Raw genomic sequence first — 26,308 nt, forward strand, 5'->3', positions numbered from 1 at the left:
TCGTGGTCATCGGACCGCCCATCGGGGCTCACCCTCGGCGGATGAGGCCGCGCCCCGGCAGCCGGATTTCTCCATCCAGCCGCACAGCACCCGGTGCACCTGGTCGGCGCCGACGATCCCGCTCGGGCCCGGCAGCGCCCGCGGATGGATCAGCACCGCCCGGTTCTGCCAGCCGCCCAGGCCGCCGTGACATCCGATCAGCTCCTCGAACGCGGCCACCTCCTGCGCCACCGGATCCCACAGGCTGTTGATCACCAGGTCGCCGGTGTGCTCCAGGCCGTCGTGGCGCAGCAGGTCGGAGGCGGCGTGCGGACCGTACCCCAGCAGGGGGTCCAGGCCCTCCACCCGGTCGCCGGCGAGCCACCGCCGGCCGGCCCGGCCGAGTACCACCGGCCCGTCCACCCGGGACCGAACCAGGACCCAGCCGATGCCCGGATGCCCGGTCAGCCCGGTCAGCAGGGCCGGATACCGCTCCTCGATCTCCTCCAGGGTGACCCGGCCGGGCAGCTGCGTGAAGTAGACGAGCGCCAGGTTGCCACCGGCCGCCACCACGATCTCCGGCCGCTCCCCCGTGGTGGCCGTCTCCGCCTCCGGCTCCGGCGCCGTGCTCCGGATCCCGGCGCGCAGCACCCCGGAACGGCCGCGCTGCTCGGCGTCCCCCGACCCGCCCGCCGTCTCCGCGGCGGTCGCGGTCAGCCGACGGATCAGCTCCTCCAGGCGCAGGCCGTACCGCTGCAGGAACGTCGCGCCCTGGCTCTGCCCGTGATCGGAGAGGATCACGAAGTGGTACGGCCGGGGCGCAGCCGCCGCCACCTCCTCCAGGGTCGCCAGCACCTGGTCGATGCCCTCCAGCGCGGCCAGCGCCTCCGGCCGGGCCGGGCCGGCGTGGTGCGCGATCTCGTCGTAGTCGACGAAGTCGCAGAACACCGACGGCGCGCCCCGCATCATCTGCTCGGCCAGGATCGCCACGTTGAGGTGGCGCAGCAGCACGTTGGTGGCGCCGCGCAGCAGCACGTACCGCCAGTCGCGGCGCATCCGCGGCTGCACCTGCCGCAGCCGCTGCCGCCGCGCCTGATGCAGCTCCTTGACGATCTCGCCGACGGTCAGCACCAGCGACCGGGTCAGGCCGAACGGGTCGAGCAGGTACGCGCTCAGGTACCGGGCCGGGCCGGTACGCCGCCGCGGGACCGTGCTCATCGTCAGCAGCGAGGTCGGCGCGTCCCCGGAGAACACGTTGCTCACACTCACCCCGCCCTCGGCGAGCAGACCCCTGCCGTTCGAGCAGCGGGACTCGACGAGAGCGCTGTCCTCCGGGTGGTTCGTCACGACGAGACGGCCGGCGGATTTCTCGTACCACCGGAAAGCGGGAACCCGGTCGCTCGCGCCGTGCAGCAGCCCCGCCTGGCTGGCCGGCGTCGTCGCCGGCAACTCCACGTGCCACTCGGTGAAGGTGTGCCCGCCGGACCGCAGCCACCGGCCCAGGGTCGGCAGGTTGCCGGCCTCGATCGCCCAGCGGGCCAGCGGCGCCGACAGCCCGTCGATCTGGATCATCAGGAGGCCCGGCGTGCTGATCGGCGGCACACTGCGCCGGAAATGCCGGTTCACCCGCAGCAGGTGCCGGGTGGCCGCGCCCGGCTGGCCCGCGGTGATCAACCACAACCCGATGCTCATCAGGACCGCGCCCAGCCAGGACGCCCAGAACGCCGGCCAGAACCCGTCCACGTGCACACCCGGAGTCAGGTGCAGCGCCGCCCACACCAGCAGGGCCTGCGTGACCAGCCAGCCGAACAGCACCGCGACCCAGCCGGCCGTCGACAGCAACGTCACCAGCAGCGGGCGCAGCAGTGCGCCCATCAGCCCGAGCAGGATCGCGGCGGCCAGCACCGCCCAGGCGTCGTCGGCGGAGATGCCGGGCAGGACACCGATGACGGCGCCCGTCACGGCGACGCCGAGAACCACGGTCACCAGGGCGCGTGTCATGGCAGCCAGTGTCCGGCCGCCCGGCCGGGCCGGTCCCCATCCGTGCCGGATGATGCCGCGCCCCGGACCCGGCCTCGACCATGGCAGAGTGAACGAGCCCGATGACCTGACCCCGAGGGTGCTGGACGCCGTGCCGCGGTGGCTGCGCCCACGGGCCGCGCTGGTGCTCGGGCACCGGACCGGGGCGGTGCTGCTGCGGACCGCCGGCGAGCTGGTCCGGGTGCAGATCTTCGACCGGTCGATGACCCTCGCGGCGCAGGCGTTCACGTCGGTGTTCCCGCTGCTGATCATGCTGGGCGCGCTGGCCGGCAGTGGCCTCCGGGACGATCTGCACGGCCTGCTCCGGATGCCGGACGTCAGCGCCCGGCTCCTCGACGAGGCGCTGAGCGACCGGCAGAGCAACGCGTTCGGGGTGGCCGGCTGCCTCATCGTGATCCTGTCGGCGACCGGGCTGGCCCGGGCGCTGGTCCGGGCGTACCGGACGGTGTGGACCGTCCCCGGCCGCCGCGCCGGAGCGGCAGCGACCGGATGGCAGATCGGCTCGGTGCTGATGCTCGCCGCGTTCCTCATCGTGATCCGGCTGCTCAACGGCCTGGTCGGGATGCTGCCCGCGCCCCGGGCCGGAACCGTGCTGCTCACCGTCCTGGCCGACCTCGCACTGGCCGTCGCGCTGCCGCGGATCCTGCTCGGGCCGGTGGTGCCGTGGCCGAAACTGCTGATGACCGGCGGGCTCTTCGCCGTCGCCATGATCGGGGTACGGGCGGCAGGCGCCGTCTATCTGCCGCGCGCCCTGCAGTCCAGCGCCGACCGGTACGGGACGATCGGGTTGGCCTTCACCTACATCGGCTGGCTCTATATACTGTCGTTCTGCCTGCTCCTGACCGCCGTCCTGGGCGGAATCCTGACCTCCACGGAGAACCCGGGATCAGCCCTGGTCCCGCCGGATCACGAAAGCCAGGATCACCTCGGCCAGACCCACCACGATGCTGCCGGCGCCCGTCATCAGGATCAGGGTCCCGAGCGACAGAGCGGGCGTGACGACGAAGACCACCCCGGCCAGGATCGAGATCGCGCCCACGATCACCAGCGCGGCCCGTGACGGCCCGCGCGCCGGCGCCGCCGCCAGCACCAGGGCGAGGCCGCTGAGGATCCAGGTGGTCGCGAAGACCAGCGCCAGCACCGCCAGCCCGGTCACCAGGTTCCGCAGGCAGAGCAGGCCGGCGATCAGCACGACGATGCCGACGATGCCGGACAGCACACTCCGCCCGACACCGGCGCCGGTCGGCAGGAACGCCGCGACGATCCGGGCCAGGCCGCCGAACAGCAGCCAGACGCCGGTGAGCGCGGCCATCACCCGCAGCGAGATGTCCGGCCAGATCAGCACGGCGAGCCCGAGCAGCACCGCGAACAGGCCGGTGACCAGCAGGGTCCACCAGGGGAACGGCTGCTTGCGGAATTCGGTGGCCACACCCGGCCACGGCTCTGCGACATCGGTCATGCCCCCAGCGTCCGGCCCGCCGCACCACCCCGACATCACCCCACACGAGTGATCCCCCGAACCCACCGCCGGCCGCCGGTGGGCACGAGCGAGGGGAAGGAATGCGGCGAGTACTGCCGGACCGGCCGGGCGCACCGCGTATGGCGGGCGGCCGGTACGCTTCGCGTCGATGAGTGATCGGCGTGACGGACACGGCCCCGTCGAGCGGGTGAACGAGGGCCCGCGCTGGGCCGGCCTGGTGGTCGTGGCGGGCGCCGCCGCATTCCTGGCCATGGCGTGGGTCGTCGTGGGTTACGGACTGCGGGTCCGCGACGGCTCGGGAGAACTCGCCTGCGCCGTCACCACCTGCACCCCGGTGGCGCTGACCCTGTCCGGGCTGGCGACGGCGCTGTTCCCGGCCGTCTGGTGCGCGCTCTTCGCCGTCTGCTACCGGCGACTCAACACCCTCCTGCGCCGGCTGGGAGCGGGGTTCACCGTCCTGCTGCTGGCGTTCGGGCTCTTCTACCTGCCGGACGGCGAAGCGGTCGCGACCACCGGGCCCGGCGAGCAGTTCGGGCACGGAATGGCGCTGGGATTCTTCGCCCTCTTCGTCGACCTCGTCATCCTGGCGCCCGTGCTGGTGTGGGTGTGGCAGAAGCGGGGCAGACCGGCATTGTGGGTGTGGCTCGTCCTCTTCGGCGTGCCCGTCGCGTTCGTCACCCTGGCCGCCGTGACCAACCCGTAGAACCCTTCCCCCGGCCGTCACACGCACCCCGACCCCACACACCCGAGAGCGTGTGGAGTACGGCCGTCATGCGCGCCCGAAACCCACACACCCGACAGCGTGTGAAATACGGCCGTCATGCGCGCCCCAAACCGACACGCCCCGAAGGGGGTCAGAGGAGGCCGGACTGGCGGGCCTGGATGACGGCCTCGCGGCGGCGGGCCGCGCCGAGCTTGCGGTAGATCGAGCGCATGTGCGCCTTCACCGTGTTCACCGAGATGCCGAGGTTCTCGGCGATCTCGGCCGCGGTCAGGACGGTCGGCAGGTACTGCAGCACGTCCACTTCACGTTCGCTGAGCGGCCCGGACTGCGCCGCCGCGGACACCAGCGGGAGCTCCCCGGTGATCTCGGCGAGCACCCCGTCGCCGGCTGCCCCGCGCAGTTCGGTGAGCCATTGCTGGCGTTCCGCCAGGACGAGCACACGCTGGGCGTCGAACCGGTGGAACGGCCGCCGGATCCGTTCCGGTTCGGCGGCGGCGAGCGCGTGGCCGAGGGCGTCGCTCGCCACCGAGCTGCGGCCTTGCGCGTCGGCGGTGAGGGCGGTGAAGATCCAGGCGCCGACGGCGGAGATCCGGTCGGCGCCGTCCCGGACCCGGGCGAGCAGGATCTCGGCGATGCCGAGGTCGCCGGTGGCGAGGTGGGCGCGGGCGAGGCAGAGCTGTTCGGCGGCGGACAGCGGGGACCGGCCGGCGTACCGGCTCAGGACCGCGTGCGGGTCGCCCATCGCGAGCCGGATCTCCGCGGCGGCCAGGTCGAACAGGCGGTCCACCTGCGGCGCGATCAGCAGTGGCCCGGCTTCGGCGCGTAGCTGGGTGAGGAGGGCGCGGGCGCCGGAGACCTCGCCCCGGTCCAGGGTCAGCCGGACCCGGACCAGTCCGGCCATCATCGCCTGGGCCGCTTCGGGGAGTTCGCCGAGCGCGCGCAGGGCCCGGCGCAGGGCTTCCTCGGCTTCGGGTTCCCGGCCGCGTTCCGATTCGATCAGGGCTTCGGCCAGGTAGGCCGGTCCGATCGCGGCCCGGCCCTCGGCGTCGATGCGGCGGGCGATGCCGCGGGCGGTCGCCACGTGTTCGGCGGCTTCCCGCAGCGAGCCCTGGAAGACGGCGAGCTGGCTGAGCAGCGCGTACGAGTTGATCTCGAAGTAGGGGACGTCCGCGGTCCGGGCGGCGGTGGCGGCGGCCCACAGATAGCGGTCGGCGTGGTCGAACCGGCCGCTCCACAGCATCGCCGCGGCTTTCTGGTTGAGGGTCATCGCGCGGTACTGCAGCAGGGCCGGCGACTGGTCCCAGGTCAGCCCGGCCAGTTCGGTGAGCAGGTCGGTGGCGGCCTGGTGCAGGTACGGCATGTCGCCCTGCCAGCGGATCACGGCGGCGCTCTCCAGGACGCTCAGCGCCGCGCCGATCTCCGACCGGGCGATGTCGCCGCGGCCGGCGAGCATGGCGCGGGCTGCGGTGATGCGGCGCTGCACCCCCACGAGATCACCGCGGGCGTACGCCAGCAGCACCGCGCACACCGCGAGTTCGGCCGTGGCCGGGAGCATCTCGGGCGGGATGCGCCGCAGCACGCCGACGAACTGCGCCAGGTCGGCGGAGACGAACAGCGGCAGGCCGCGCCGGACCACGATCCGGGCGGTCAGTTCCCAGTCCTCGCCGGCCGCGGCGTGGGTGATCGCGGCCAGGGCGTTGCCGTTCTTCTCGTACCAGTGGGCGGCGGCCAGGTGCAGCCGGCGCGGCGCCTCGGGCCAGCGCAGCGCGGCCCGGCGGCGCAGGGCGGACCGGAAGAGCGGGTGGTAGCGGTACCACCGGCCGTCGCCGGACCGCTTGACGAACAGGTTGGCCCGGGTGAGCTCTTCCAGCATCCGGCGGCCGTCGTGCCCGCCGGTGATGGCGTCGGCGAGTTCGGCGCAGATCCGGTCCGGGATGCTGGTGCGCAGCAGGAATCGCCGGACCTCGTCGTCCTGGCCGGGCAGCACCTCGCGGAGCAGGTATTCCTCGACGTCCTCGTCGGCGGCGGCCGGGTCGGTGCTGTCGGCGGCCAGGCGCAGCCCGGCGGCCCAGCCCTCGGTCCGGCGCACCAGGGCGGCGAGCGCCTCCGGGGACCGGCCGCGGCCTCGCCCGGCGAGCAGGGCGGCGGCTTCGTCGGCCCGGAACGCGAGGTCGCCGGCGTGGATCTCGGTGAGGTCGCCGGCGGCCCGCAGCCGGTGCAGCGGCAGGGCCGGCTCGCGGCGGGTGATCAGCACGAACCGCATCCGCTCGGCGAGGTGGCCGAGCATGCCGCCGAGCCCGTTGAGGACGCGCGGGTCGGTGATCTCGTGCAGGTCGTCGAGGACGACGGCGACGGGGGTGGTCAGGCCGGTGACGGCCGCGCCGAACTCGCGGCGGAAAGCCGGCTCGTCGCCGTTGCGGGGGCCGGCGTCCGGGAAGGGCAGGCCGGATGGGATGGCGCCGGCGGTGCGCAGGGCCAGGATCAGATCGGACCAGAAGGCGTACGGCTGGTTGTGCTGGGCGCCGGCGGTGAGCCAGGCGACCGGCCCGGACATCGAGCGGGCCGCGGCCCAGGAGGCGGCCAGCGCGGTCTTGCCCCAGCCCGGCCCGGCGCAGATCGTGGTGGCGGCCCGCCGTACCCCGGTGTCGAGAGTCTCGGCGAGGCGGGCCCGCCAGATCAGCCCGGCGGGAAGCCGGGGCGGGCCGATGTGTTGGACCCGTATCGCCACGGGTGCACGGCCGGTGACACGTTCCTGCATTGTCCATCCCCCAAGACCCCGGCGGGCATGCCGGATCGCACCGCTTCGCGTGCGGTGACCCCGACCCGCTGCCCTCGTGAAAAAGAAACGACCGCCCCCAGCCGTCCCGGTCACGGAAACACAATCCGTTCAGGGACGACAACAGCCGGTATTCGCGCGCACCGGGGAACAAAGAGTTTCCCCAGCGTGCAAGTTGCATGTTTCGCCGTGCTTCTCATCCGCCCCGCACGAGGCGCCTCCCACCCGGTGGGCCGCACGCTGACCCGGACGGATCGACGAAGGAGGACCTCGATGACGATCGACCACCCCGCCGCCCCCGGGAGCCGCACCCCACCGGGCACGCCCGGCTCGGCCGGCATGTCCGGCGGCGCCGGCCTGGCGGTGTTCGGCGGGATCATGCTGCTCTGCCTGGGCACGGCCCAGCTGGTGGAGGGCATCACCGCGCTGGCCCGCGACCAGGCCTACATGGTCACCGGGGACGGCATGCTGTTCGAACTGGACGCCACGGCGTGGGGCTGGGGTCATCTGATCTGCGGCCTGATCAGCATCGCGGCCGGCGTCGGCGTGCTGCGCGGGCTGATCTGGGCCAGGATCATCGCCGTCCTGTTCACCGCGGCGGCCGCCCTGGTCAGCTTCCTGCTCCTGGCCAACTCGCCGTTCTGGTTCAGCATCATGATCTGCGGTCAGCTCCTGGTGATCTACGGACTCTGCGCGCACGGCGGCGAGCTGCGCCGCCACCGGCACGCCTGAGTCAGATCAAGCGCATCGCCCGCGCCCGGCGCACCGCTTCGTTGCGCCGGGACGCGGACAGCTTGCGCAGGATGCTGCGGACGTGGGTCTTCACGGTGTTGACCGAGACGTACATGGACGCGGCGATCTCCTCGGTCGGCAGCATGTCGGCCATCCCGCGGAGCACGTCCAGCTCCCGCCTGCTGAGCGACTCGACCACCACCGGTTCGGCGACCGACGTCCCGGTGGCCGGCACGCCCAGGTTGCGGTACTGCTCGGTGAGCGCGCCGTCGTCACGCAACAGCCGCCGCAGATCGCTCCACACCTGGTGCACCGGCCGCCGGTACGACTCCGGGGCGGCCACCCGCAGCGCCCGCCGCAGCGCCTCCCGGGCCTCGGCGGCGTCGTTGCGGCCGGCCGCCAGCATCGCCAGCAGCAGCCACGCGTCGAGGGCCACCGGCGCCGGCACGCCCGCCGCGTCGGCCACGGCCCGTGCCATGGCGTACGCCGCCGCGGTGTCCCCCCGGGCCATCAGCAGCGCGGCCCGGGCCACCGACACGTCGGGGCCGGCCGTCTCGGCGTACCCCACCAGAAGTTCCTCGGCGTCAGCCGGCCGCCCGGCGGCGATCAGCAGGCGGGCCCGGCTCAACCGGATCTCCCGGCTCAGCCAGCGCGGCGCCGCGTCGCCGTTCTCGGCGGCCGCGGCCAGCACCGTCCCGGCCTGCCGCAACTCCCCGCGGGTCTGCAACCGCCGGGACCGGACCAGGGCGAACGCCGCCGGCGCCGGGCCGGTCGCGTTCGGGCCGCAGTGCGGCTGGGCGGCGCGCAGGTGCCGGTCGGCGGCCTCGATGTCGTAGCGTTCGAGGGCCACCCAGGCCAGCGCCACCTCGGCGCCGGCCGGCCGGCGGCCCCGGTCCAGCCCGCACTGGCCGGCCAGGTCGTTCGCCTGGCGGGCAGCCGTCTCGGCCCGCCCGAGCCGGCCGCGGTACGCCTCCAGCAGCGCGATGTGTTCCAGGCAGCCGATCCGCACCGTCTCCGCGCCGGGCGGCGCGATCGCCGCCGCCTCGGTGAGCACCGTGACCGCCTCGTCGACGGCGCCGCTGCCGCTGCGAGCCGCGCCCTCGGCGGCCAGCAGCAGCATCCGCAGTTCGGGATGACGCGCCAGCCGTTGTTCCGGCGCCACGGCCAGGAAGGTCTGCGCGACCGGGGCCAGGTGGGCGACCTGCTCGGGTTCGGCGCCGTGGGCGAGCAGCAGCAGCCGCATCAGGAAGCAGGACACGGTCAGACCGTCGCCGCAGTTGCTGCCGCGGATGCTGAGCAGCTTGCTGGCGTAGGTGAACTGCTCGGCGGCCCGATGGTGGTCGCCGTCGCCGTACGCGATGGCCGCCCGGACCATCACCGCCTCGGGTGACTCCAGGTGATCGGGCATCCGGGCGAACAGCGCGCCGAGCCGGCCGGATCCCCCTTCCAGGACGAGGGTGCCGAACGCGTAGTCCTCGATCACCATGCCGGCCGCGCCGGCCCAGTCGCCGGCCTGGACCGCGTGCCCGACCGCCTCGGCCAGGTGCCCGTGGGCGGCCAGCCACATCGCGGCCCGCTGGTGCAGCAGGGCCACCTCGTCGGGTTCGCTCCAGGCCAGCTGGGCGCGCAGCAGTTCGGCGAAGAGCCGGTGGTAGCGGTACAGGGTGCTGCCGGTGGCGACCGGCTGGATGAACGCGTTCTCCCGGGTCAGTTCGGCGAGCATGCGTGACGCGCCGGGCCGGGCGGTGACGGCGGCGGCCAGCTCCGGGGTGAAGGTGTCCAGGACGCTGGTCTCCAGCAGGAACCGCCGGGTCTCCGGCGGCTGCCGGCGCAGCACCTCGCCGATGAAGTACTCGGCGATCGTGGACTCGTCCCCGGAGATCGTGCCGACCAGGCGCGCGGTGTCCACGTCGCCCTGCAGCACGCAGGCGCAGAGCCGGATCCCGGCCGCCCAGCCCTCGGTGTGCTCGACGAGCATGGCCACCTCGGGCTCGCCCAGCTCGACGCCGTGCAGGCGCATCAGCCGGGCCACCTCGGCCGGGGTGAACGCCAGGTCGGCGGTGCGCAGCTCGTGCAGTTCGCCGGCCAGCCGGTACCGGTAGAGCGGCAGCGGCGGGTCCCACCTGCCGGTGAGCACCACCCGCAGCCGGTCGGCGTGGCTGATCAGGAAGTCCAGGCCGGTCGCCCAGTCCCGGCCAGGCAGCTGGGAGGCGCCGTCGAGGATCAGGACGACCGGTGTGGGGTGTTCCCCGACAGCCGCCGCGAGACGGCTGAGCACCGGACGGCCGACCACGCCGCCGGTGATCGCCGGAACCGCCACACCGGCCCGGCGCAGCCCTTCGGCCACATAGGTCCAGAACGTCGGCGCCTGCTCGTCGCCGTGTTCGAGGGTGATCCAGGCGATCGGCCAGTCCACCGCCCGGCTGCGCGCCCAGGAGGCCAGCAGCTGGGTCTTGCCGCTGCCGGCCACGCCGGTGACCAGGGTGACCGGGGCTTGCACACCCGCGGTCACCCGGTCCATCAGGGCCGGCCGGGCCACCATGAACGGCGGTGCCGCCGGAACGGCGAACTTCGAAGCGAGCAGCGAAGCGTCCGGATCATTCATCGGTTCAGTCGACACGTCGGCTACCCCCAGAAAAGTCGCCTTGTTCGATCTCCTCGTTCAGAGTCGTCGCGTCGCCCGCATCGCACATCGTCCGGATCGGATAGTTCGGTTACGGTGAGTGCTTTTGACGTTAACTTAGCGTCACAATATGCGATCCCCATGCAGGAAGATCGATGTACAGGCCGGCGCCGGCCAGCTCGTCACCGTCCCGCTCGAAGACCTGGCCGCTCAGCTGATCGGCCAGCCGCCAGGACCGCCCCGCCAGCCGCGGCCAGGGCAGTTCGACCATGGCCTGGGCCGGCCGGTCACTGAAATTGATCACGACGATGTGGTGTGGCGTCTCGTCGCCGTGCCAGGCCCAGGTCAGCACCTCCCGGTGGGTCTGGTTGTCCGGCCAGCCACGGGTGTCGAGCTGCCGCCAGCGTCCCTCGCGCACCGGCCGGGCCACGGCCAGCAGCCGGTGGTGGAAGGCCGCCAGGTCCGGGTCGGCGGGCTCGTCCGGGAAGCGGGCCAGGAACACCGGCAACCGGGTACGCCGTCCCTCGAACTGCCCGTCGTGCCAGAGCACCGCACCCGGCAGGGTGGCGATCGCCACAGCGGCGGCCCGGCCCCGCCCGCCCGGCAGGGTCGCCGCCGCCCGCGGCTCGTCGTGGTTCTCCAGGAACCGGATCAGCCCGTCCTGGTAGTCCCGGTCGGCGGCCAGATGCTTGCGCACCGACTCGGCGTCCTCATGCGCCAGCCGGTCGTAGAGCCGCTTGTCGTAGCAGAAGTCGAAGCCCTGCCGTTGCAGCGTCCACTCCATGTCCCAGTACGCCTCGGCGATCAGTACCAGGTCCGGGTGCCGCCGGTGTACCCGCTCGATGACGGCCGGCCAGAACTCCGCGGCCGGCGCCTCCCCCACGTACCTGCCCCAGGTCCGGGCGAACACCTCGTTGGTGAGCAGCATCGCCATGTCGCAGCGGATCCCGTCGCACTGCTCGCCGATGCCGGTCAGCACCTCCACCGCCGCGTCCCGCAGCCCCGGGTCGAACGCGTTGAGCTGGGCCACGTCCGGCCACGGCGGGAAGTACGGGTCCCTGCCGTTGGCGAGCACCCGACCGGCCACGGTGAACCAGCCCGCCGGATCGGCCGCCTGATCCTCCGGGCCGCCCTGCACGAACCACTCCGGATGCTCGATCGTCGCCGGATGGTCCGGGGCCACGTGGTTGGGCACGTAGTCGAGCACCAGCCGGACCCCGCGCGCCCGCAGTTCGGCCCGGGCCCGGGCCAGCCCCTCCGTCCCGCCGAGCCGCTCGTCGACCCGGTAACGGCGCACGCAGTACGGCGAACCGACCACGTCCGCCTCGGCCAGGTCCGGCAACGCCTCCCGGAAGGACCGTTGCAGGCCGTCGTTCGCGTGCGCAACGGCCAGACCGGCCGGGCTGCGTTCCCAGACGCCCATCAGCCAGACCGCGTCCACGCCGGGCACGGCCACCTCGTCCCACACCTCACCGGGCACGTCGCCGAGGGTGACGTCCCTGCCGTACCGGCGGCTCAGGCCGGTCAGCCAGGGCCAGGTGAAGATCTCGTACACCGCCGGCGCCGCCGGCCATCCGCTGCTCATCGCTCCTCCTTGACGCCGGGCGCCTGCTGCAGGACGCCGGCCATGCCGTTGTCCAGCAGGTCCACCCCGGACAGCCCGGCGAACACGTTCGGGAAGACGGCGACCAGGCCGGTCCAGCCGGTCTGGTGGGCGGCGCCCAGGCCGGCCCCGTTGTCGCCGTGGAAGTACTCGTTGAAGGTGATCAGGTCACGCCAGTGCTCGGTGGCGTAGACGTCCTGGCCGCCGTGCACCGGGCGCCTGCCGTCCGGGCCCGGCAGGAAGATCGCGGTGAGCCGGCCGGAGATCTCCCGGGCCACCTCGAACAGCGTCATCTTCACCCCGGAGCCGGTCGGGCACTCCACGGTGAAGTCGTCGCCGTAGCCCACGTACAGGTTCATCAGGGCACGGATCACCAGGACGTTGGCGGGGAACCAGATCGGGCCGCGCCAGTTGGAGTTGCCGCCGAACATGCCGCTGTCGGACTCGGCCGGCTGGTAGGTGACCGAGTACGTCCGGTCGGCGACGCGGAACTCGAACGGGTGGTCGCGGTGGTGCCGGGAGAGCGAGCGGATGCCGTACGGGCTGAGGAACTCCTCCTCGTCGAGCAGCCGGGCGAGGATGCGCCGCAGCCGGTTCTCGTCGAAGAGCGCCAGCAGGTGCTGCCCGTGCCGGCCGAGCGCCCGCCCTCGCGACAGCACCGAACTGACGCTGGGATGCCGGTTCACGAAGTCCTGCACACCCTCGATGAGCTGCGGGTACCGGGACGTGACGAGGGATTCGTACACCGTCGTCGCCGCCAGCGGCAGCAGGCCGACCAGCGACCGCACCCGCAGCCTCTCCGCGCTGCCGTCCGGCAGCCGCAGCAGGTCGTAGAAGAACCCGTCCTCCTCGTCCCACATGGCCGCGCTGCCGGTCTCGTGGCCGACCGCCACCGCGATCCAGGCGAAGTGCTCGAAGTACGCCTGCGCCTGCTCCAGGTAGACCTCGTCGCGCTGGGACAGCTCCAGGGCGATCTGCAGCATGCTCTGGCAGTACAGGGCCATCCACGCGGTGCCGTCGGCCTGGTCCAGGTAGCCGCCGGTGGGCAGCGGCGCGCTGCGGTCGAAGACGCCGATGTTGTCCAGGCCGAGGAAGCCGCCCTGGAAGACGTTGTTGCCGTCGTGGTCCTTGCGGTTGACCCACCAGGTGAAGTTCTTCGCCAGCTTGTGGAAGATCGCCTCCAGCCAGGCGTGGTCGCCGTGCCCGCCACGGCGTGCCTTGTCCAGCTCGTACACCAGGTAGGTGGCCCAGGCGTGCACCGGCGGGTTGACGTCGCTGAAGTTCCACTCGTACGCCGGGATCTGCCCGCTCGGATGCAGGTAGCGGCGGCTCAGCAGCAGCTCCAGCTGGCCCTTGGCGAACTCCCGGTCGACCACGGCCAGCGGGATGGTCTGGAACGCCAGGTCCCACGCGGCGAACCAGGGGTACTCCCACTTGTCCGGCATGGAGATCACGTCGTTGCAGATCATGTGGAACCAGTCGCCGTTGCGGATCCCCTTGGCGGCGAGCGGGTCCAGGCCGTGCCCGGTGAGCCAGCGTTCCACGTCGTAGCCGAAGTACTGCTTGCTCCACAGCATCCCGGCCAGGGCCTGCCGGACCACCTGCCGCTCGTCGTCGCCCAGGCGCGGGTCGAGCATGCCGGCGTAGAACTCGTCGGCCTCGGCCCGCCGCATGTCGACGACCTCGTCGAACTCGGCCTCCGACGAGGACGCGGGCTGCTCGGAGAGCCGGAACCGGACGGTGACCGAGCCGCCGGCCGGCACGTCGAGGGCCACGTCGGCGGCCGTCTTGGTGCCGGTCCCGTCCGGGTTCACGGCGCCGGTGTCGCCGTGCACCACGTACCGGTGGAAGGCGTCCTTGCCGGGGTCCTCGTTCTCGGTGAACAGCATCGGGAACCCGCCGAGCACGGTGAACCAGCGGGTGCCGAGCTTGTGGTGGACCGCCTCGACGTGCTCGCCCGCGGCCCGCAGCGCCGGCTTGGGCTCCGGCCGGTCCCACGACCAGGTGTTGCGGAACCAGCACGTGGGCAGCAGGCGCAGGCTCGCCGCCTCCGGGCCGCGGTTGTGCACGGTGATCCGGCCCAAGATGTCCTCGGGGCCGGCCTTCGCGTACTCGACGACCACGTCGAAGTACCGGTCGCCATCGAAGATCCCGGTGTCGAGCAGCTCGTACTCGAAGTCCTGGCGGCCACGGTCGCGGTTGTTGACGATCAGATCCTCGTACGGGTACGCCGCGTGCGGATACTTGTAGACCATCCGCTGGTAGGAGTGGGTCGGCGTGGCGTCGACGTAGAACCAGTACTCCTTGACGTCCTCACCGTGGTTGCCCTCGGCGTTGGTCAGCCCGAAGAACCGTTCCTTGAGGATCGGGTCGTTGCCGTTCCACATCGCCACGGCCAGGCAGAGCGACTGCTCGTCGTCGCTGAACCCGGCGATGCCGTCCTCACCCCACCGGTACGGCCGGGACCGCGCGTCGTCGTGACTGAGATGGGTCCAGGCGTCCCCGCCCTGGCTGTAGTCCTCCCGGACCGTGCCCCACTGCCGCTCGCTGAGGTACGGTCCCCACATCCGCCAGGGCACGGCGGATGTATCCGCATCGTGAAGGCGCCGTTGCTCACTGTTGATGGCCATGCCCTCAGGCTCGTCCCGGCCGGCCCGCCGCTACGTCCCCCGGCACGGATGAATCGCCATACGCGCCAAGACGCCGCCCGGGGCAACCCGGGCGGCGTCTGGTGAGAGGGCGGACGTTACCGCTGCTCACCGCCGTGCAGAGCCTCCTGCAGCTCGGCCTCGGTCTCCTTCGGCAGGGAGGACTTGAGCACCGTGCCGCCGTACTTGCTGAGCGCCTCGACGGCCTTGTCCGGCGTGACGGCCTCGACGACCAGGAACAGCGCCGAGGTTCCGGGCTGCAGTTCGTCGCGGATCCGTTGCTGGAACTCCTTGTTGATGGCGCCCTTGGCGAGCTTGCCGGTGAGAGCACCGAGGCCCGCGCCGACCGCCATGCCGAGGATCGGGATGAAGAACAGCATCCCGAAGAGCAGGCCCCAGAACATGCCCCAGGTGGCGCCACCGCCCACCGCGTGGTGGTTGGTGGTCACGTGGAACTTGCCCTCGCGGTCCCGGATGATCACCGCGATCGCGTCCGGCTGGATGATCAGATCCTTGGCCAGTCGGTTCGCCTCCAGCGACGCCGCTGTCGCCGTGGTCTCGTCGGGGTACCCGATGGCGACCAGTGTTGCCATGTCGAACTCCTTCCGTGCCTCATCACGTCCCGATCAGTCAGCCACGGGCCGGCGGTGACCGGCCTCATCCCTGTGGGAGGAAGTACGGCGCCGCTTCCGGAGGCGACTCTGGGATCCGACGGAAGGAGAGGACGCCATGCAGGAGCGTTACGAGATCAGGGTTCGCGGTTTCCTCGGCCCACTGCTCCGGATGGCGCTCAGCGACCTCCGTTGCCGGACGCTGCCCTACCAGAGCACCATCCACGGGCGGCTCTCGCACACCGATCTGGAACTGCTGCTGTCGCGGCTCACCGGGTCCGGTGTGGAGCTGGTCAGCGTTTCATCCGTCACGGATGGCGTGACCGTGACCGGTCCGGCGACAGGATCGGCCCGCAACCACGGACCCCGTACGAGGGAGAGACAACCATGACCGACACAGAGGCGTCGCGGCAGTCGTTCGACGAGCCGTATGGGCCCTCCGGACGCCGGCAGCCCACCGGCTGGGTGGGGATGGTGGTCTTCGCCGGCGTCATGCTTCTGATGCTCGGCGGATTCCAGGCGATCGAGGGTGTGATCGCCCTGTTCCGTGACGAGTTCTATCTGACCACCGAAGCCGGCCTGGTGGTGCCGGTGGACTTCAGCGCCTACGGCTGGACCCACCTGATCCTCGGCCTGATCGCGGTCGGCACCGGCCTCGGCATTCTGGCCGGGCAGACCTGGGCCCGGGTCGTCGGCATCATCATCGCGGTGCTGAGCGCTCTGGTGAACCTGGCTTTCCTGCCGGCCTACCCGATCTGGTCCACCATCGTGATCGCCCTGGACGTCATCGTGATCTACGCGCTCTGCGCCCACGGCCGTGAGGTCAAGTACTGATCTCCGCCCGGCCGGCACCGATCACGGGATCGGTGCCGCCGGGCTTCCGCGTGGCGTGATAGTACTGCTCGGCTCGGCCTGCCTGGTCGTGCTGGTGGCCGGGATGCGCGGCGTCGCGGACATCGTCGGCCCGGTCTTCCTGGCCCTGATGCTCGCTGTCACGGCCAGCCCGATCACCGGCTGGCTGCGCGCCCGGGGCGCGCCGGTCTGGGTGGCCGCCACGGCCACCATCGTCACCGTCTACGCGGGACTGTTCGCCCTCGGCACGGCGCTGGCCGTCTCGGTGTCCCGGCTGATCGAGCTGCTGCCGCAGTACCAGGCGCAGTTCACCGCCCTGCGCGACGACCTGGTCGCCACGCTCAGCGGGTTCGGCATCGACGCCGAGCAGCTGCGCGGCGCGGTGGCCGGGGTGGAGCCGGGCTCCTTCGCACGTCTGCTGGAGGTCCTGTTCGGCGGCCTGGCGAGCGCCCTGTCGAACTCGGTGTTCGTGCTCGCCGTGCTGCTGTTCATGTGCCTGGACACGGTGGGTTTCCCGGCCAAGCTACGGACGGCCGGGGCGGAGCGCCCGGAGGTGATCGGGGCGCTCCACTCGTTCGCCACCGGAACCCGGCGCTACCTGCTGGTGACGACGGTGTTCGGCCTGATCGTGGCGGCCTTCGACACGGTGCTGCTGTGGGCGATGGGGATTCCGCTGCCGCTGCTGTGGGGGCTGCTGTCGTTCATCACCAACTACATCCCGAACGTCGGCTTCGTGATCGGGCTGATCCCGCCCGCCCTGCTCGGCCTGCTGCAGGGTGGGCCCGATCTGATGCTGTGGGTGATCGCCGTCTACTGCGTGGTCAACTTCATCATCCAGTCGGTGATCCAGCCCAAGATCGTCGGGGACGCGGTGGGGCTGTCCGCGACCGTCTCGTTCCTGTCGCTGATCTTCTGGGCCTGGGTGCTCGGGGCGCTGGGGGCGCTGCTGGCCATCCCGCTGACCCTGCTCGCGAAGGGCCTGCTGATCGACGTCGACCCGTCGACGCGCTGGCTGAACGGGCTGCTCGGCGGAGGATCGCTCCCCCGGGATGAGGTGACCGGGGACGGCACGGCCGGACGATGACGGCCATGACGACGTTCACGGTATGGAAGTTCGACGAACCCGAACGGGCCGAACGCTACGCCCACATCCTGAAGGACGCCGCCGCCGAGGGCCTGGTGCACATCGTCGACTACGCGGTGGTCACCTGGCCGAAAGGCGCGGCCAGACCGGAGACCCACCATGAACACTCCAGCACCTGGCGGGTCACCGGCTGGGGCGCGTTCTGGGGCATCGTGATCGGCGGCCTGTTCCTGGTCCCGGTGATCGGTGGCGCGGTCGGCGCGGGCATCGGCGCCCTGGTCAAGGCCACCGAGGGCACCGGTATCGACCGCGAGCAGCTGGAGACCATCCGGCTGGAGGTCACCGAGGGCACCTCGGCGCTGTTCCTGGTCACCGACCACGGCAACCTGGACCGGCTCGGCGAGCGGTTCCACGGGATGCACCAGAAGCTGATCGCCACGAACCTCACCGATGAGGAGAAGGGCATGCTGATGGAGACCTTCGGTGACCACACCGTCGCGTGACCCGGCCGCTCGGGAGGCGGCCGGGCGGGCGGCTCGCGACCGGATCGCACCGGGCGCGCACGCCGACTTCAGCCCGGCCGCCGACCGGCCCGACCCGGTCGCGCTGCTCACCGCCCAGGAGACCGGCCGGGTCCCGGAACTGCTGCCGATCCGGCACCAGCGGATGGCGGCCTCGCCGCTGGCCTTCTACCGCGGCGCCGCCGTGCTGATGGCCGCCGACCTGGCCGCCGCCCCCTCCACCGGGCTGACCAGCCGTCTCTGCGGCGACGCCCATCTGTTCAACTTCGGCGTCTACGCGTCACCGGAACGCCGGCTGGTCTTCGACCTCAACGACTTCGACGAGACCCATCCCGGCCCCTTCGAGTGGGATGTCAAACGGCTCGTCGCGAGCCTCGCCCTGGCCGGGCGGGAGAACGGCTTCAAACGCCGCCAGCGGGCCGCCGTGGTGCTCGCGGCCGCCGAACGCTACCGGGCCGCCATACGGGAGTTCGCGGCGATGCGCGAACTCGACGTCTGGTACGCCCGCGCCGACATCGACGAGCTGCGCGAACGTCTCGGCGACGGGCTCGGCAGGCGGCGCAGCGATCGGATCGCCCGGGCCGGGGCCAAGGCCCGCACCCGCGACAGCCTGCAGGCCTACCACCGGCTGACCGCGGTGACCGACGCCGGCCGGCGGATCGTCGCCGACCCGCCGCTGGTGGTGCCGATCGGCGACCTGCTGCCCGGGGTGGCCCGCAAGGTCCTGGAGGACCAGATCCGCGAGCTGCTGGCCGGGTACCGCGACAGCCTCGCCGACGACCGGCGGCACCTGTTCGACAAGTTCGAGTTCGTCGACCTGGCCCGCAAGGTGGTCGGCGTCGGCAGCGTCGGCACCCGCTGCTGGATCGTGCTGCTGACCGGCCGCGACGATCAGGACCCGCTGCTGCTGCAGGTCAAGGAGGCCGGGCCGTCGGTGCTGGCCGGCATCTCCGGCGCCGAACCGGCGCCGGACTGGGGCAGCAACGGCCGCCGGGTCGTCTCCGGCCAGCGGATCCTGCAGGCGGCCAGCGACATCTTCCTGGGCTGGCACACCGTCGAGGGCTTCGACGGTGAGACCCGCGACTTCTACGTGCGCCAGCTGCGCGACTGGAAGGGGTCGGCCGCGGTCAGCGAGATGGACCCGGCGGGGATGACCGCGTACGCGAGGCTGTGCGGCTGGACCCTGGCCCGCGCCCACGCCCGCGGCGGCGACCGCCTCGCGATCGCCGCCTATCTGGGCAAGAGCGCCAAGTTCGAACAGGCGATGGTCCCGTTCGCGGAGGCCTACGCCGATCGGACGGAGGCCGACCACGCGGCCTTCGCCGCCGGCCTCACGGGATGACCGGTTCGGCGGGCACACCGTCGTGGTTGCGGGCGATCAGGGTCACCCCGATCTCGTACGCCACCAGCAGCACCGCGATCACCAGCAGCGACTGCCACGACGACAGGATCAGTGCCGGCACCGCCGCGACGGCGAGCCCGCCCACCCGGAAGGCGTCGAGGTGCCCGGCGATCAGGCCGGGCCCGCGGCGCACCGCGTACGTCCCGCCCTGCCGGGTCCACCGCCACCCGGCGACCGCCCCGCGCCGGACGCCGCCCCGCAACCACACCGGGATCCGCCCCGGCCCGGCCAGGTACGCCAGCAGCGCGATCAGCGCACCGATCACGATGAGCTGCACGCCACGCTCCCGGAGCAGGCTGAACACCGTGGTCATGGTCGCGTCCACGCCGTCGCGGTACACCCCGGCCGGCACCTCCCCGAGGATGTGCCGGCGGACCGCCCGCAGCAACGCGGTGATCGCCACCGCCGCCACCACCAGCCACAACCCGAACTGCACCGCCGTCCGGCGCCGCCCCGGCGAGATCACGAACGCGGCGAGCAGCAGCAGGATCGTCCCCGCCACGAACAGCGCCAGGTACCGTTTCGCGGCCGCCACCGCCTGCTGCGCCTCCCACAGCTGCCCGGAGTCGTAGACGGTGAACTGCGCGAAGTTCGCCGGCAGGCTCACCCCGAGCGCCTCCTCGACCCGCAGCCGCAGATTCTCCGGGATCGCGCCGCTGCTCAGGTCGGGCAGCATGATCTGCTTGCCGAACAGCGTCGGCAGCTGCTCACTCAACTCCCGCAGCACCTGATTGATCAGCGGCAGCAGATCGATCTCGATCCGGTCCTCACGTGCGGTGATCACCGCGCTGGTCCCCTCGATCACCGCCACCATCCGCTGATGCACCTGCCGGTTCAGCTCCGCCCAGATGGCCTGGAAACGGTCGCTGCTCAGCACCCGCGTCACCGTCTTGTCGACCTGCTCGCGCAGCTGGCCGGTGATCGGCCCGACGACGAACCCGGCCTGCGGCGGCAATACGTCCCGCAGCCGCTGCTCGACGTTCAGCACCCGGAACACCTCGGTGGTGGCGTACTGCGCCACCGCCGTGTTCACCCGCGGGTCCTGCGGCAACGGCGCGACGGTGGCCACCCACCGGTCGGTGTTCAGCGTGGTACGCGCCGCCCACAACCCGACGACGCTGGTGACCAGCGCGAACGCCGCCACCGCGGCGAGGATCGCGGCGACGGTCCGGCGGATCGCGCCACTTCTCGGCGGCCTCCGGCGCCGGGTCTCCAGCTGGCCACGCAATGCGGCGACCTCCGCGCGCAGCCGCTCCAGCTCCTCGGCATCCCTTCCCGGTACGGTCGCCGCGCTCGCCGGCGCCCCGGCCCCGGTCTCCCCCGGCCCGGTCCCGCCTTCTTCAGCGGCACCCTCCCGCGGCACGGTCTCGTCGGCGGGGTGGGGCACCGGTTCGCCGGGCGCTCCGGACCCTGTCGTCGTCGATGACGAGCTGGTCATCTCTCCTCCTCGCCGAGACGTGTGGGCCGGGCGTGCCCCGCCCCACCCGCCGACGGTCCCGCCGAGCCCACCGCGGTCGCCTCATCCGGCACGGGTGAACCCCGCATGCACCCGGAATGACCGAAGGATCCGATTCGACGATTCACCCGTACCGGATGAGGCTCTTCCGCTCCGAGCCGAGCAGTCTGACCCCACCGCTACGAGACGGGAGAGCGATGAGATGGAACTGCAGGAGATGGGACCGGTCGACTACCTGTGCGTCGAGTTCCCCGACGGCAGCCTGAACGGGACCGCGTTCCCCCTACTGATGGACCTGGTAGATCGCAAGATCATCCGGGTGCTGGACATCCTCTTCGTCCGCCGGCGGGAGGACGGCGGCGTGGTCGCCGTCGAAGGACGGGAACTCGAACTCAGCGGGCTCGGCGCATTCCACGGCGCCGCCTCGGGCATGCTCGGTGGCGACGACATGCGGGACCTCGGCGCGGTGCTGGAACCGGGCTCCGCCGCCGTGATCCTGGTCTACGAGAACACCTGGGCGGCGCCGCTGGCCGTCAAGCTCCGGGAGAACGGGGCGCACCTGGTCGCCGGCGGCCGGATCCCGGTGCAGTCGCTGATCGCCGCGCTGGACGAGACCGAGAAAGAGCACAGCAGCATCTCCCCCGGAGGATGGTGATCACGATGCCCGGACTTCTGCGTGGTATCGCCCGCACCGCTGTCGTCGCGGGCACCGCGACCGCGGTCTCCAACCGTGTCTCCCGCCGTCAGGTGGGCCGCTGGTCCCGCCAGTCCGACGAACAGCAGTACTACGAACAGCAGCCCGCCTACCCCGAGCAACCGGAACCCGATCCCACCACGGCCAAGCTCGAACAGCTGCGCCGGCTCGGTGAGCTGAAGGCACAGGGCGTGCTCACCGACGCCGAGTTCGAACAGCAGAAACAACGGATCCTGGCCTCCTGACCCGCTCCACCCCGGAACCCGCGCCGGTCACCGTCGTGCATGCCCGCCACGGTGGCCGGTGCGCCTCTTTCCGTGTCGACTTCAGCCGCCATACACGCCCCAAACCCACACGCGGGAAGGGCAGCACCCCGCGTGTCGACTTCAGCCGCCATACACGCCGCAAACCCACACGCGGGAAGGCGGGTCAGAGGCGGAGGGGGGCTGTCTCGCCGGCGAGGGCGGCGACGAAACCGCTTGTCGGCCCGTACCTCTCGAAGAGCATCCGCTGGCGCTGCGCACCGGTGCCCTCCCGTCGCAACCGCTCCACCTCCGCGTACACCTCGCCGGTGTCGCCTGCCGCGTCCAGCTGCGGGGTGATCTTCGCGAGCAGCCGGTCCGCTTCGGCGCCGGTACGGCCCCCGCCCCGCGCCACCGCCAGCAGTCGTTCGCTGACCAGGCTGCCCGCCGGCGGCGCCACTTTCGCCCCGGCTTCGACGTCCTCGACGAGGGTGGCGACGAGTGCCCGGGTGACAGAGGCGAACAGGACGGTGTCGGCGACGCTGAGCCCGGTGTCCGCGACCCGTACCTCGATGGTCGGGAATCGGGCGGAGAGCCGTGCCAGGAAGTAGATGCCGGACGCGTCGATGGCCGTCCCCGCGGCGAGCAGCGATCGCACCTCCCGGTCGTACCGTTCGGCGCTGGGCCACACGCCCGGCGGCCGGAACGTCGGCCAGTGCAGCTGGGTCTGGTACCGGTAACTGGCCCAGCCGGTGTCGCTGGCTCCGGCGACCGGCGAGTTGACGGTGAGCGCCAGCAGGCCCGGCAGCCAGGGCCGGATGCGGGTGAGGACGGCGGCGGCCAGTTCCCGGTCGGGCACCCCGATGTGGACGTGGCAGCCGCAGGTGGCGCCGGCGGCGGTCGCCTCCGGGAACCGGCGGGCCAGTTCGGTGTAGCGGTCGTCGGCGCTGAGCGCGTCCAGCGGCCCGCCGGGGAACGGCGGTGACCCGCTGGCGACCAGGTGGACACCGGCCGCCTCGGCGGCTTCGGCGGCGATCAGCCGTAGCCGGATGAGTTCGCTGCGCAGCTCACCGAGGCCGGTGCAGACGGATGTGGTGGTCTCGACCTGATAGGCCATGTACTCAGGTTTGATCCGGTCGTCCCCGCCGATGTTCCGCATCACGGCCGGGGCCTGTGGAGACACCGCCCCATCCGGATCCAACAGCAGGAACTCTTCCTCGACTCCCATGGTCAGCACGCATGGAGGATGCGATCCGGGTCGTCACGGTCACCTCATCCCCGCGGGGTGAGCGCAGCACCGACGTACGGGCCAGTTTGTCGTGAAGTCCCTGGTGGCGCCGGTCGACCAGCAGCCACAACGCCAGCACCGGCAGGTATGCCGTCAGCAGGCCGCGGACCAGCGCCGCGTACCAGCGTGGCGGCCGGCCGAAGCGGTCGACGACGCGCAGGCCGAACACCGCCATTCCCGGCGTACGCCCGGCCAACATCCAGAAGAGCGCGCAGTAGACCGCCATGATCGCCGGCAGGAACACCACGGAGGACGTCAGCACGACCCGGGCCAGCTGCCGCCCCTCCGCGCCGAGGACCGAGGCGGTCAGCGCGAAGGTGATCGCTGCCGCCCCGGTCGTCACGGCCACGATCAGGACGTCCAGAAGGTACGCCGCCGACCGGCTGACCAGCCCGGCGTACGGGTTCATGTCGGTGTCTCGGCGTTCCCGTTCCGGGTCCAGCGCAGTGTCAGCCGATCCACCGCGTCGTCCCCGGCGGCGGCGCCGGCCCGGAACCGCCCGACCACGTCTCCGACCATGCTGTCCCGCTGCCCGCGGACCAGTGCCCGGATCCGGTCCGGTTCGCGTTCCAGCAGCTCCAGAACCCGGTCCAGCTGGATCTCCACGACCCGGTCGACGATGGGGGAGGTGGCCAGGGCGATGATCGCCGAGTCCACGATCCGGACCCGTTCGGCGGCGCCGCGCCGGGCCAGGACGTCCAGCCGCTCGTTGAGCCGGGGGCTGGTCAGCTCGGTGGAGGCCACCGCGGTACGCAGCCGGGACAGTCGCTGCCCGGCGTCCTCCCCGGCCCGGACCAGCACACCGATCGCCACGTCACCCCACTGAGACAGTCTCATCGCCGCCTCCTCAGGAACACCTTCCGGATCTCGGTGGGCACGATCACGAGCGCCCCGGCGACCAGGCAGATCAGCCACTGCCGGAGGTCCAGCTCGGTGGTCTGCAGCATGCGCTGGAACAGCCCGAACTCGGTGGCCAGCACGATCGCCGCCGCCGACATCCCGGTGGTGATCACGAACCGCCGGTCGCCGAAGGTCTCCAGGCTGAACAGCGAGCGGACGTCACTGCGTACGGTCAGGGAGAAGGCCAGGTTGGCGATGGAGAACGCGGTCAGGCCCATGGTCCGGCCGGTGTCCAGGTCCCAGCCGCGGTCCGCCCACCAGATCACCAGCAGGGTGAGCCCGCCCATCACCAGGCCGAGGAAGCTCAGCCAGCCCAGCGCTCCCCTGGTCAGCAACGGCTCGTCGGACTTGCGGGGCTTGTGTTTCATGATGTCGGCCTCGGCCTTGCCGTACCCGAGCCCGACCGCCTGGAAGACCTGGGTGGTGAAGTTCAGCCACAGGCTCTGCAGCGGCAGGAACGGCACGCCGGCCGCGATGTTGCCGACGCTCGCCCCCAGGAACGTGATGATCATGCCGACCAGCACGCCCATCTGGAAGAAGATGTACTTCTTCAGGTTGGCGTAGAGCGCCCGGCCCAGCTCGACGGCCTTGACGATGGTGGCGAAGTCGTCGTCGGTGAGGATCATCGCCGCGGCCTCTTTGCTGACCTCGGTGCCGGTGATCCCCATCGCGATGCCGATGTCCGCCTTCTTCAGCGCGGGCGCGTCGTTCACCCCGTCGCCGGTCATCGCGACGATGTGGCCCTTGCGTTTGAGCACCTCGACGAGCCGCACCTTGTGTTCCGGGGTGACCCGGGCGATGACGCCGATCCCGTCGATCTCCCGGTCCGCCTCCTCGTCGCTCATCGCGCCGAACTCGGCTCCGGTGATCGCCCGGCCACGGATGCCCAGCTTGCCGGCGATGGTCGCGGCGGTGACCGCGTGATCGCCGGTGATCATGCGGACCTCGATGCCGGCGGCGTGCGCCTCGGCGATCGCGGCGAGGGCTTGCGGGCGCGGCGGGTCGACGATCCCGACGAGGGTCAGCACGGTCAGGCCGTCCAGCATCTCCAGGAGGTCGCCGTCCGGGTCGAAGCCGGCCGGGTCGAAGTCCTTGCGGCCGGTCGCCATCACCCGCAGCCCCTGCTCGGCGAGCCGGGTGTTCTCCGCCAGGTAGCGCTCGCGGAAGTCGTCGTCCACCGCGGTCAGGGCGAGATCCTCCGGCCGCGGACGATGACCGGCACGGGCGAGCACCTGGTCCGGCGCACCCTTCACGAAGCAGCGGATCACCTCGGCGCCGTTCGCATCGGTCATCCGGTGGAAGGTCGCCATCATCTTGTACGCGGCGTCGAACGGCAGCTCCGCCACCCGCGGATAGCGTTGCCGGGTCGCCTCGGTGTCCAGCCCGCCCTTCTCGGCGAGCACCACGAGCGCGCCCTCGGTCGGGTCGCCGATCAGGTTCCCGTCGTTGATCACCGCGTCCGAGGCCAGGATCATCGGCAGCAGGAAGTCCTCGAGGGGCACGTCGGGCTGCCCGGCCACCCGCTTGATCACCCCGTCGGTGCGGTAACCGCCTCCGGAGATCGTGTACCGCCGCCCCGGGATCGTCATCTCCACGGCGGTCATCTGGTTCAGCGTCAGGGTCCCGGTCTTGTCGGAGTTGATCGCCGACGTCGACCCGAGGGTCTCGGTGGACCGCAGCCGTTTGACGATCGCGTTCGCCTTCGCCAGCATCTGGGTGCCGAGCGACAGGATCGTGGTGACCACCGCCGGCAGGCCGGTCGGGATCGCCGACACCGCGAACGCCACCGCCGCCGTGAACACCACCGCGAACTCGTTGCCCCGCGCCAGGTTGATGGCCACCGACGCGAGCAGCGCGATCCCGGCGATCACCAGGATCTGGTTGGTGAGCTTGCTGAGCTGCCGGGTCAGCGGCGTCTCGGCGTCCTTCTCGGTCTGCAGCATGCCGGAGATCCGGCCCACCTCGGTCGCCATGCCGGTCGCGGTGACCAGCAGCTCCCCGGCCCCGCGGGTGACGTTGGTGTTCATGTACGCCATGTCCGACCGGTCGCCGAGCGGGGTGTCCGCCGCCCCGACCGGGGTGACGTCCTTGGCCGCCGGCAGGCTCTCCCCGGTCAGCGCCGACTCGTCGATCTCGAGGGTGGCCGCGCGCAGCAGCCGCCCGTCCGCCGGCACCACGTCACCGGCCTCCATCACGACGACGTCCCCCGGCACCAGCTCCTCCGCCGGGATCTCGGCGAGGGCCCCGTCCCGGCGCACCTTCGCCTTGATGATCATCATCTTCTGCAGGGCGTCGATCGCCGCCGCGGCCTTACCCTCCTGGTGCAGGCCGAGCGCCGCGTTCAGCAGGGTCAGCGCGATCAGCAGGATGCCGGTCCCCCACTGCTTCAGCGGGTAGAGGCTGCCGATCCCGGCGGCCAGCAGCACGATCTGCATCGGATCCGCGTACTGCCGCAGGAACGAGCGCCACCACGGTTCCTTCTTCGCCTCCGCGAACCGGTTCGGCCCGTACTTCGCCCGCCGTTTCACCGCCTCCTCGGCACTGAGCCCACGCTGTCGGTCTACCTTCTCCGCTTCCAGTGCCTCCGGAACGGAGAGCACGTGAAAAGCCAGCGCCTCCTCGACTTCCGGCGCGGAGGTCATGGTGGCCATCG

At 71.8% G+C, this 26,308-nt stretch carries 21 protein-coding genes and 1 pseudogene; 10 read left to right on the top strand and 12 right to left on the bottom strand.

Annotation, left to right across the window (positions count from 1 at the left end; genetic code table 11):
* Positions 1-6: 6 nt before the first annotated feature.
* Positions 7-1,980: a phage holin family protein gene (locus tag Aut01nite_RS15910; RefSeq protein ID WP_043532034.1), complete on the bottom strand. Its 1,974-nt coding sequence runs from the start codon at positions 1,978-1,980 to the stop codon at positions 7-9.
* A gap of 52 nt (positions 1,981-2,032) precedes the next feature.
* On the opposite strand from Aut01nite_RS15910, the pseudogene Aut01nite_RS45120 reads away from it, so the two are divergent.
* Positions 2,033-2,863: pseudogene (locus Aut01nite_RS45120) on the top strand (YhjD/YihY/BrkB family envelope integrity protein); the annotation flags it as partial.
* A gap of 42 nt (positions 2,864-2,905) precedes the next feature.
* On the opposite strand, the gene Aut01nite_RS15920 reads toward Aut01nite_RS45120, so the two are convergent.
* Positions 2,906-3,478 carry an HdeD family acid-resistance protein gene (locus Aut01nite_RS15920; RefSeq protein WP_161790747.1) on the bottom strand — a complete coding sequence of 191 codons (573 nt, stop codon included), beginning with the start codon at positions 3,476-3,478 and terminating at the stop codon, positions 2,906-2,908.
* 169 nt (positions 3,479-3,647) lie between these two features.
* On the opposite strand from Aut01nite_RS15920, the gene Aut01nite_RS15925 reads away from it, so the two are divergent.
* A complete protein-coding gene (locus Aut01nite_RS15925; protein ID WP_161790748.1) occupies positions 3,648-4,202 on the top strand; it encodes a hypothetical protein in 555 nt (184 codons plus the stop codon).
* Between the two features lie 151 nt (positions 4,203-4,353).
* Here Aut01nite_RS15925 and Aut01nite_RS15930 read toward each other — a convergent pair whose 3' ends face one another.
* The gene (locus tag Aut01nite_RS15930) at positions 4,354-6,951 is read right to left on the bottom strand and encodes a winged helix-turn-helix domain-containing protein (protein WP_239124601.1); all 2,598 of its coding nucleotides are present in this window, start codon (positions 6,949-6,951) and stop codon (positions 4,354-4,356) included.
* Positions 6,952-7,272: 321 nt separating this feature from the next.
* On the opposite strand from Aut01nite_RS15930, the gene Aut01nite_RS15935 reads away from it, so the two are divergent.
* Complete coding sequence (locus Aut01nite_RS15935) at positions 7,273-7,731, top strand: DUF7144 family membrane protein (RefSeq protein WP_236643123.1); 459 nt, start codon at positions 7,273-7,275, stop codon at positions 7,729-7,731.
* 1 nt (position 7,732) lies between these two features.
* Here Aut01nite_RS15935 and Aut01nite_RS15940 read toward each other — a convergent pair whose 3' ends face one another.
* The 4 genes from Aut01nite_RS15940 to Aut01nite_RS15955 form a co-directional block, all read right to left on the bottom strand.
* Positions 7,733-10,336 (bottom strand): winged helix-turn-helix domain-containing protein, encoded by a 2,604-nt coding sequence (locus Aut01nite_RS15940; RefSeq protein WP_052164481.1) that lies wholly within the window; start codon positions 10,334-10,336, stop codon positions 7,733-7,735.
* Positions 10,337-10,466: 130 nt separating this feature from the next.
* Entirely contained in the window at positions 10,467-11,939 is a 1,473-nt protein-coding gene (locus tag Aut01nite_RS15945) for an alpha-amylase family glycosyl hydrolase (RefSeq protein ID WP_043532043.1), read from the bottom strand.
* On the bottom strand, positions 11,936-14,587 hold the full coding sequence (locus Aut01nite_RS15950; protein WP_043532044.1) for an MGH1-like glycoside hydrolase domain-containing protein: 2,652 nt from the start codon (positions 14,585-14,587) through the stop codon (positions 11,936-11,938). Before Aut01nite_RS15950 ends, Aut01nite_RS15945 begins: the two co-directional genes overlap by 4 nt.
* Positions 14,588-14,703: 116 nt before the next feature.
* Positions 14,704-15,198 carry a DUF1269 domain-containing protein gene (locus Aut01nite_RS15955; protein WP_043532046.1) on the bottom strand — a complete coding sequence of 165 codons (495 nt, stop codon included), beginning with the start codon at positions 15,196-15,198 and terminating at the stop codon, positions 14,704-14,706.
* A 136-nt stretch (positions 15,199-15,334) separates the two neighbouring features.
* Here Aut01nite_RS15955 and Aut01nite_RS15960 point away from each other — a divergent pair, with 136 nt between their 5' ends.
* Genes Aut01nite_RS15960 through Aut01nite_RS15980 form a run of 5 tightly spaced genes read left to right on the top strand, consistent with a single transcriptional unit; the run spans position 15,335 to position 19,015 of the window.
* Positions 15,335-15,607: a hypothetical protein gene (locus Aut01nite_RS15960; protein WP_063958876.1), complete on the top strand. Its 273-nt coding sequence runs from the start codon at positions 15,335-15,337 to the stop codon at positions 15,605-15,607.
* Positions 15,604-16,050, top strand: coding sequence for a DUF7144 family membrane protein (locus Aut01nite_RS15965; RefSeq protein WP_043532048.1), 447 nt, complete (start codon positions 15,604-15,606; stop codon positions 16,048-16,050). Before Aut01nite_RS15960 ends, Aut01nite_RS15965 begins: the two co-directional genes overlap by 4 nt.
* Positions 16,051-16,105: 55 nt before the next feature.
* Positions 16,106-17,152 (top strand): AI-2E family transporter, encoded by a 1,047-nt coding sequence (locus Aut01nite_RS15970; RefSeq protein ID WP_236643124.1) that lies wholly within the window; start codon positions 16,106-16,108, stop codon positions 17,150-17,152.
* Positions 17,153-17,157: 5 nt separating this feature from the next.
* A complete protein-coding gene (locus Aut01nite_RS15975; protein ID WP_043532050.1) occupies positions 17,158-17,655 on the top strand; it encodes a DUF1269 domain-containing protein in 498 nt (165 codons plus the stop codon).
* A complete protein-coding gene (locus tag Aut01nite_RS15980) occupies positions 17,636-19,015 on the top strand; it encodes a DUF2252 domain-containing protein (RefSeq protein ID WP_043532052.1) in 1,380 nt (459 codons plus the stop codon). Before Aut01nite_RS15975 ends, Aut01nite_RS15980 begins: the two co-directional genes overlap by 20 nt.
* On the opposite strand, the gene Aut01nite_RS15985 is transcribed toward Aut01nite_RS15980, so the two are convergent.
* Positions 19,005-20,513, bottom strand: a complete 1,509-nt coding sequence (locus Aut01nite_RS15985; protein WP_236643125.1) for a hypothetical protein — start codon at positions 20,511-20,513, stop codon at positions 19,005-19,007. The genes Aut01nite_RS15980 and Aut01nite_RS15985 overlap by 11 nt on opposite strands.
* A 220-nt stretch (positions 20,514-20,733) precedes the next feature.
* Between Aut01nite_RS15985 and Aut01nite_RS15990 the strand changes: the two genes are divergently transcribed.
* Both Aut01nite_RS15990 and Aut01nite_RS15995 read left to right on the top strand, forming a co-directional pair.
* A complete protein-coding gene (locus Aut01nite_RS15990) occupies positions 20,734-21,186 on the top strand; it encodes a DUF6325 family protein (RefSeq protein ID WP_201775632.1) in 453 nt (150 codons plus the stop codon).
* A 5-nt stretch (positions 21,187-21,191) separates the two neighbouring features.
* A complete protein-coding gene (locus Aut01nite_RS15995) occupies positions 21,192-21,470 on the top strand; it encodes an SHOCT domain-containing protein (protein ID WP_043532208.1) in 279 nt (92 codons plus the stop codon).
* 184 nt (positions 21,471-21,654) lie between these two features.
* On the opposite strand, the gene Aut01nite_RS16000 is transcribed toward Aut01nite_RS15995, so the two are convergent.
* Genes Aut01nite_RS16000 through Aut01nite_RS16015 form a run of 4 tightly spaced genes read right to left on the bottom strand, consistent with a single transcriptional unit; the run spans position 21,655 to position 26,306 of the window.
* Positions 21,655-22,695, bottom strand: a complete 1,041-nt coding sequence (locus tag Aut01nite_RS16000) for a carboxylate-amine ligase (RefSeq protein ID WP_063958877.1) — start codon at positions 22,693-22,695, stop codon at positions 21,655-21,657.
* Positions 22,589-23,164, bottom strand: coding sequence for an RDD family protein (locus Aut01nite_RS16005; protein ID WP_063958878.1), 576 nt, complete (start codon positions 23,162-23,164; stop codon positions 22,589-22,591). The genes Aut01nite_RS16000 and Aut01nite_RS16005 overlap by 107 nt, the downstream gene beginning before the upstream one ends.
* On the bottom strand, positions 23,161-23,592 hold the full coding sequence (locus Aut01nite_RS16010; protein ID WP_152629078.1) for a hypothetical protein: 432 nt from the start codon (positions 23,590-23,592) through the stop codon (positions 23,161-23,163). Before Aut01nite_RS16010 ends, Aut01nite_RS16005 begins: the two co-directional genes overlap by 4 nt.
* Positions 23,589-26,306 (bottom strand): cation-translocating P-type ATPase, encoded by a 2,718-nt coding sequence (locus tag Aut01nite_RS16015; protein ID WP_043532060.1) that lies wholly within the window; start codon positions 26,304-26,306, stop codon positions 23,589-23,591. The genes Aut01nite_RS16010 and Aut01nite_RS16015 overlap by 4 nt, the downstream gene beginning before the upstream one ends.
* Between the last annotated feature and the right edge of the window lie 2 nt (positions 26,307-26,308).

The organism is Actinoplanes utahensis, assembly GCF_016862455.1.
In the GTDB taxonomy this organism is placed as follows: Bacteria; Actinomycetota; Actinomycetes; order Mycobacteriales; family Micromonosporaceae; genus Actinoplanes; species Actinoplanes utahensis.

Bases quoted from the DNA above. Each gene is read 5' to 3' on its own strand.
- Aut01nite_RS15935 (WP_236643123.1), top strand. From the start codon at position 7,273: ATGACGATCGACCACCCCGCCGCCCCCGGGAGCCGCACCCCACCGGGC.
- Aut01nite_RS15960 (WP_063958876.1), top strand. From the start codon at position 15,335: ATGCAGGAGCGTTACGAGATCAGGGTTCGCGGTTTCCTCGGCCCACTG.
- Aut01nite_RS15965 (WP_043532048.1), top strand. From the start codon at position 15,604: ATGACCGACACAGAGGCGTCGCGGCAGTCGTTCGACGAGCCGTATGGG.
- Aut01nite_RS15975 (WP_043532050.1), top strand. From the start codon at position 17,158: ATGACGACGTTCACGGTATGGAAGTTCGACGAACCCGAACGGGCCGAA.
- Aut01nite_RS16015 (WP_043532060.1), bottom strand. From the start codon at position 26,306: ATGGCCACCATGACCTCCGCGCCGGAAGTCGAGGAGGCGCTGGCTTTT.
- Aut01nite_RS15950 (WP_043532044.1), bottom strand. From the start codon at position 14,587: ATGGCCATCAACAGTGAGCAACGGCGCCTTCACGATGCGGATACATCC.
- Aut01nite_RS16000 (WP_063958877.1), bottom strand. From the start codon at position 22,695: ATGGGAGTCGAGGAAGAGTTCCTGCTGTTGGATCCGGATGGGGCGGTG.
- Aut01nite_RS15990 (WP_201775632.1), top strand. From the start codon at position 20,734: ATGGAACTGCAGGAGATGGGACCGGTCGACTACCTGTGCGTCGAGTTC.
- Aut01nite_RS15920 (WP_161790747.1), bottom strand. From the start codon at position 3,478: ATGACCGATGTCGCAGAGCCGTGGCCGGGTGTGGCCACCGAATTCCGC.
- Aut01nite_RS16005 (WP_063958878.1), bottom strand. From the start codon at position 23,164: ATGAACCCGTACGCCGGGCTGGTCAGCCGGTCGGCGGCGTACCTTCTG.
- Aut01nite_RS16010 (WP_152629078.1), bottom strand. From the start codon at position 23,592: ATGAGACTGTCTCAGTGGGGTGACGTGGCGATCGGTGTGCTGGTCCGG.
- Aut01nite_RS15985 (WP_236643125.1), bottom strand. From the start codon at position 20,513: ATGACCAGCTCGTCATCGACGACGACAGGGTCCGGAGCGCCCGGCGAA.
- Aut01nite_RS15925 (WP_161790748.1), top strand. From the start codon at position 3,648: ATGAGTGATCGGCGTGACGGACACGGCCCCGTCGAGCGGGTGAACGAG.
- Aut01nite_RS15945 (WP_043532043.1), bottom strand. From the start codon at position 11,939: ATGAGCAGCGGATGGCCGGCGGCGCCGGCGGTGTACGAGATCTTCACC.
- Aut01nite_RS15995 (WP_043532208.1), top strand. From the start codon at position 21,192: ATGCCCGGACTTCTGCGTGGTATCGCCCGCACCGCTGTCGTCGCGGGC.
- Aut01nite_RS15955 (WP_043532046.1), bottom strand. From the start codon at position 15,198: ATGGCAACACTGGTCGCCATCGGGTACCCCGACGAGACCACGGCGACA.
- Aut01nite_RS15940 (WP_052164481.1), bottom strand. From the start codon at position 10,336: ATGAATGATCCGGACGCTTCGCTGCTCGCTTCGAAGTTCGCCGTTCCG.
- Aut01nite_RS15910 (WP_043532034.1), bottom strand. From the start codon at position 1,980: ATGACACGCGCCCTGGTGACCGTGGTTCTCGGCGTCGCCGTGACGGGC.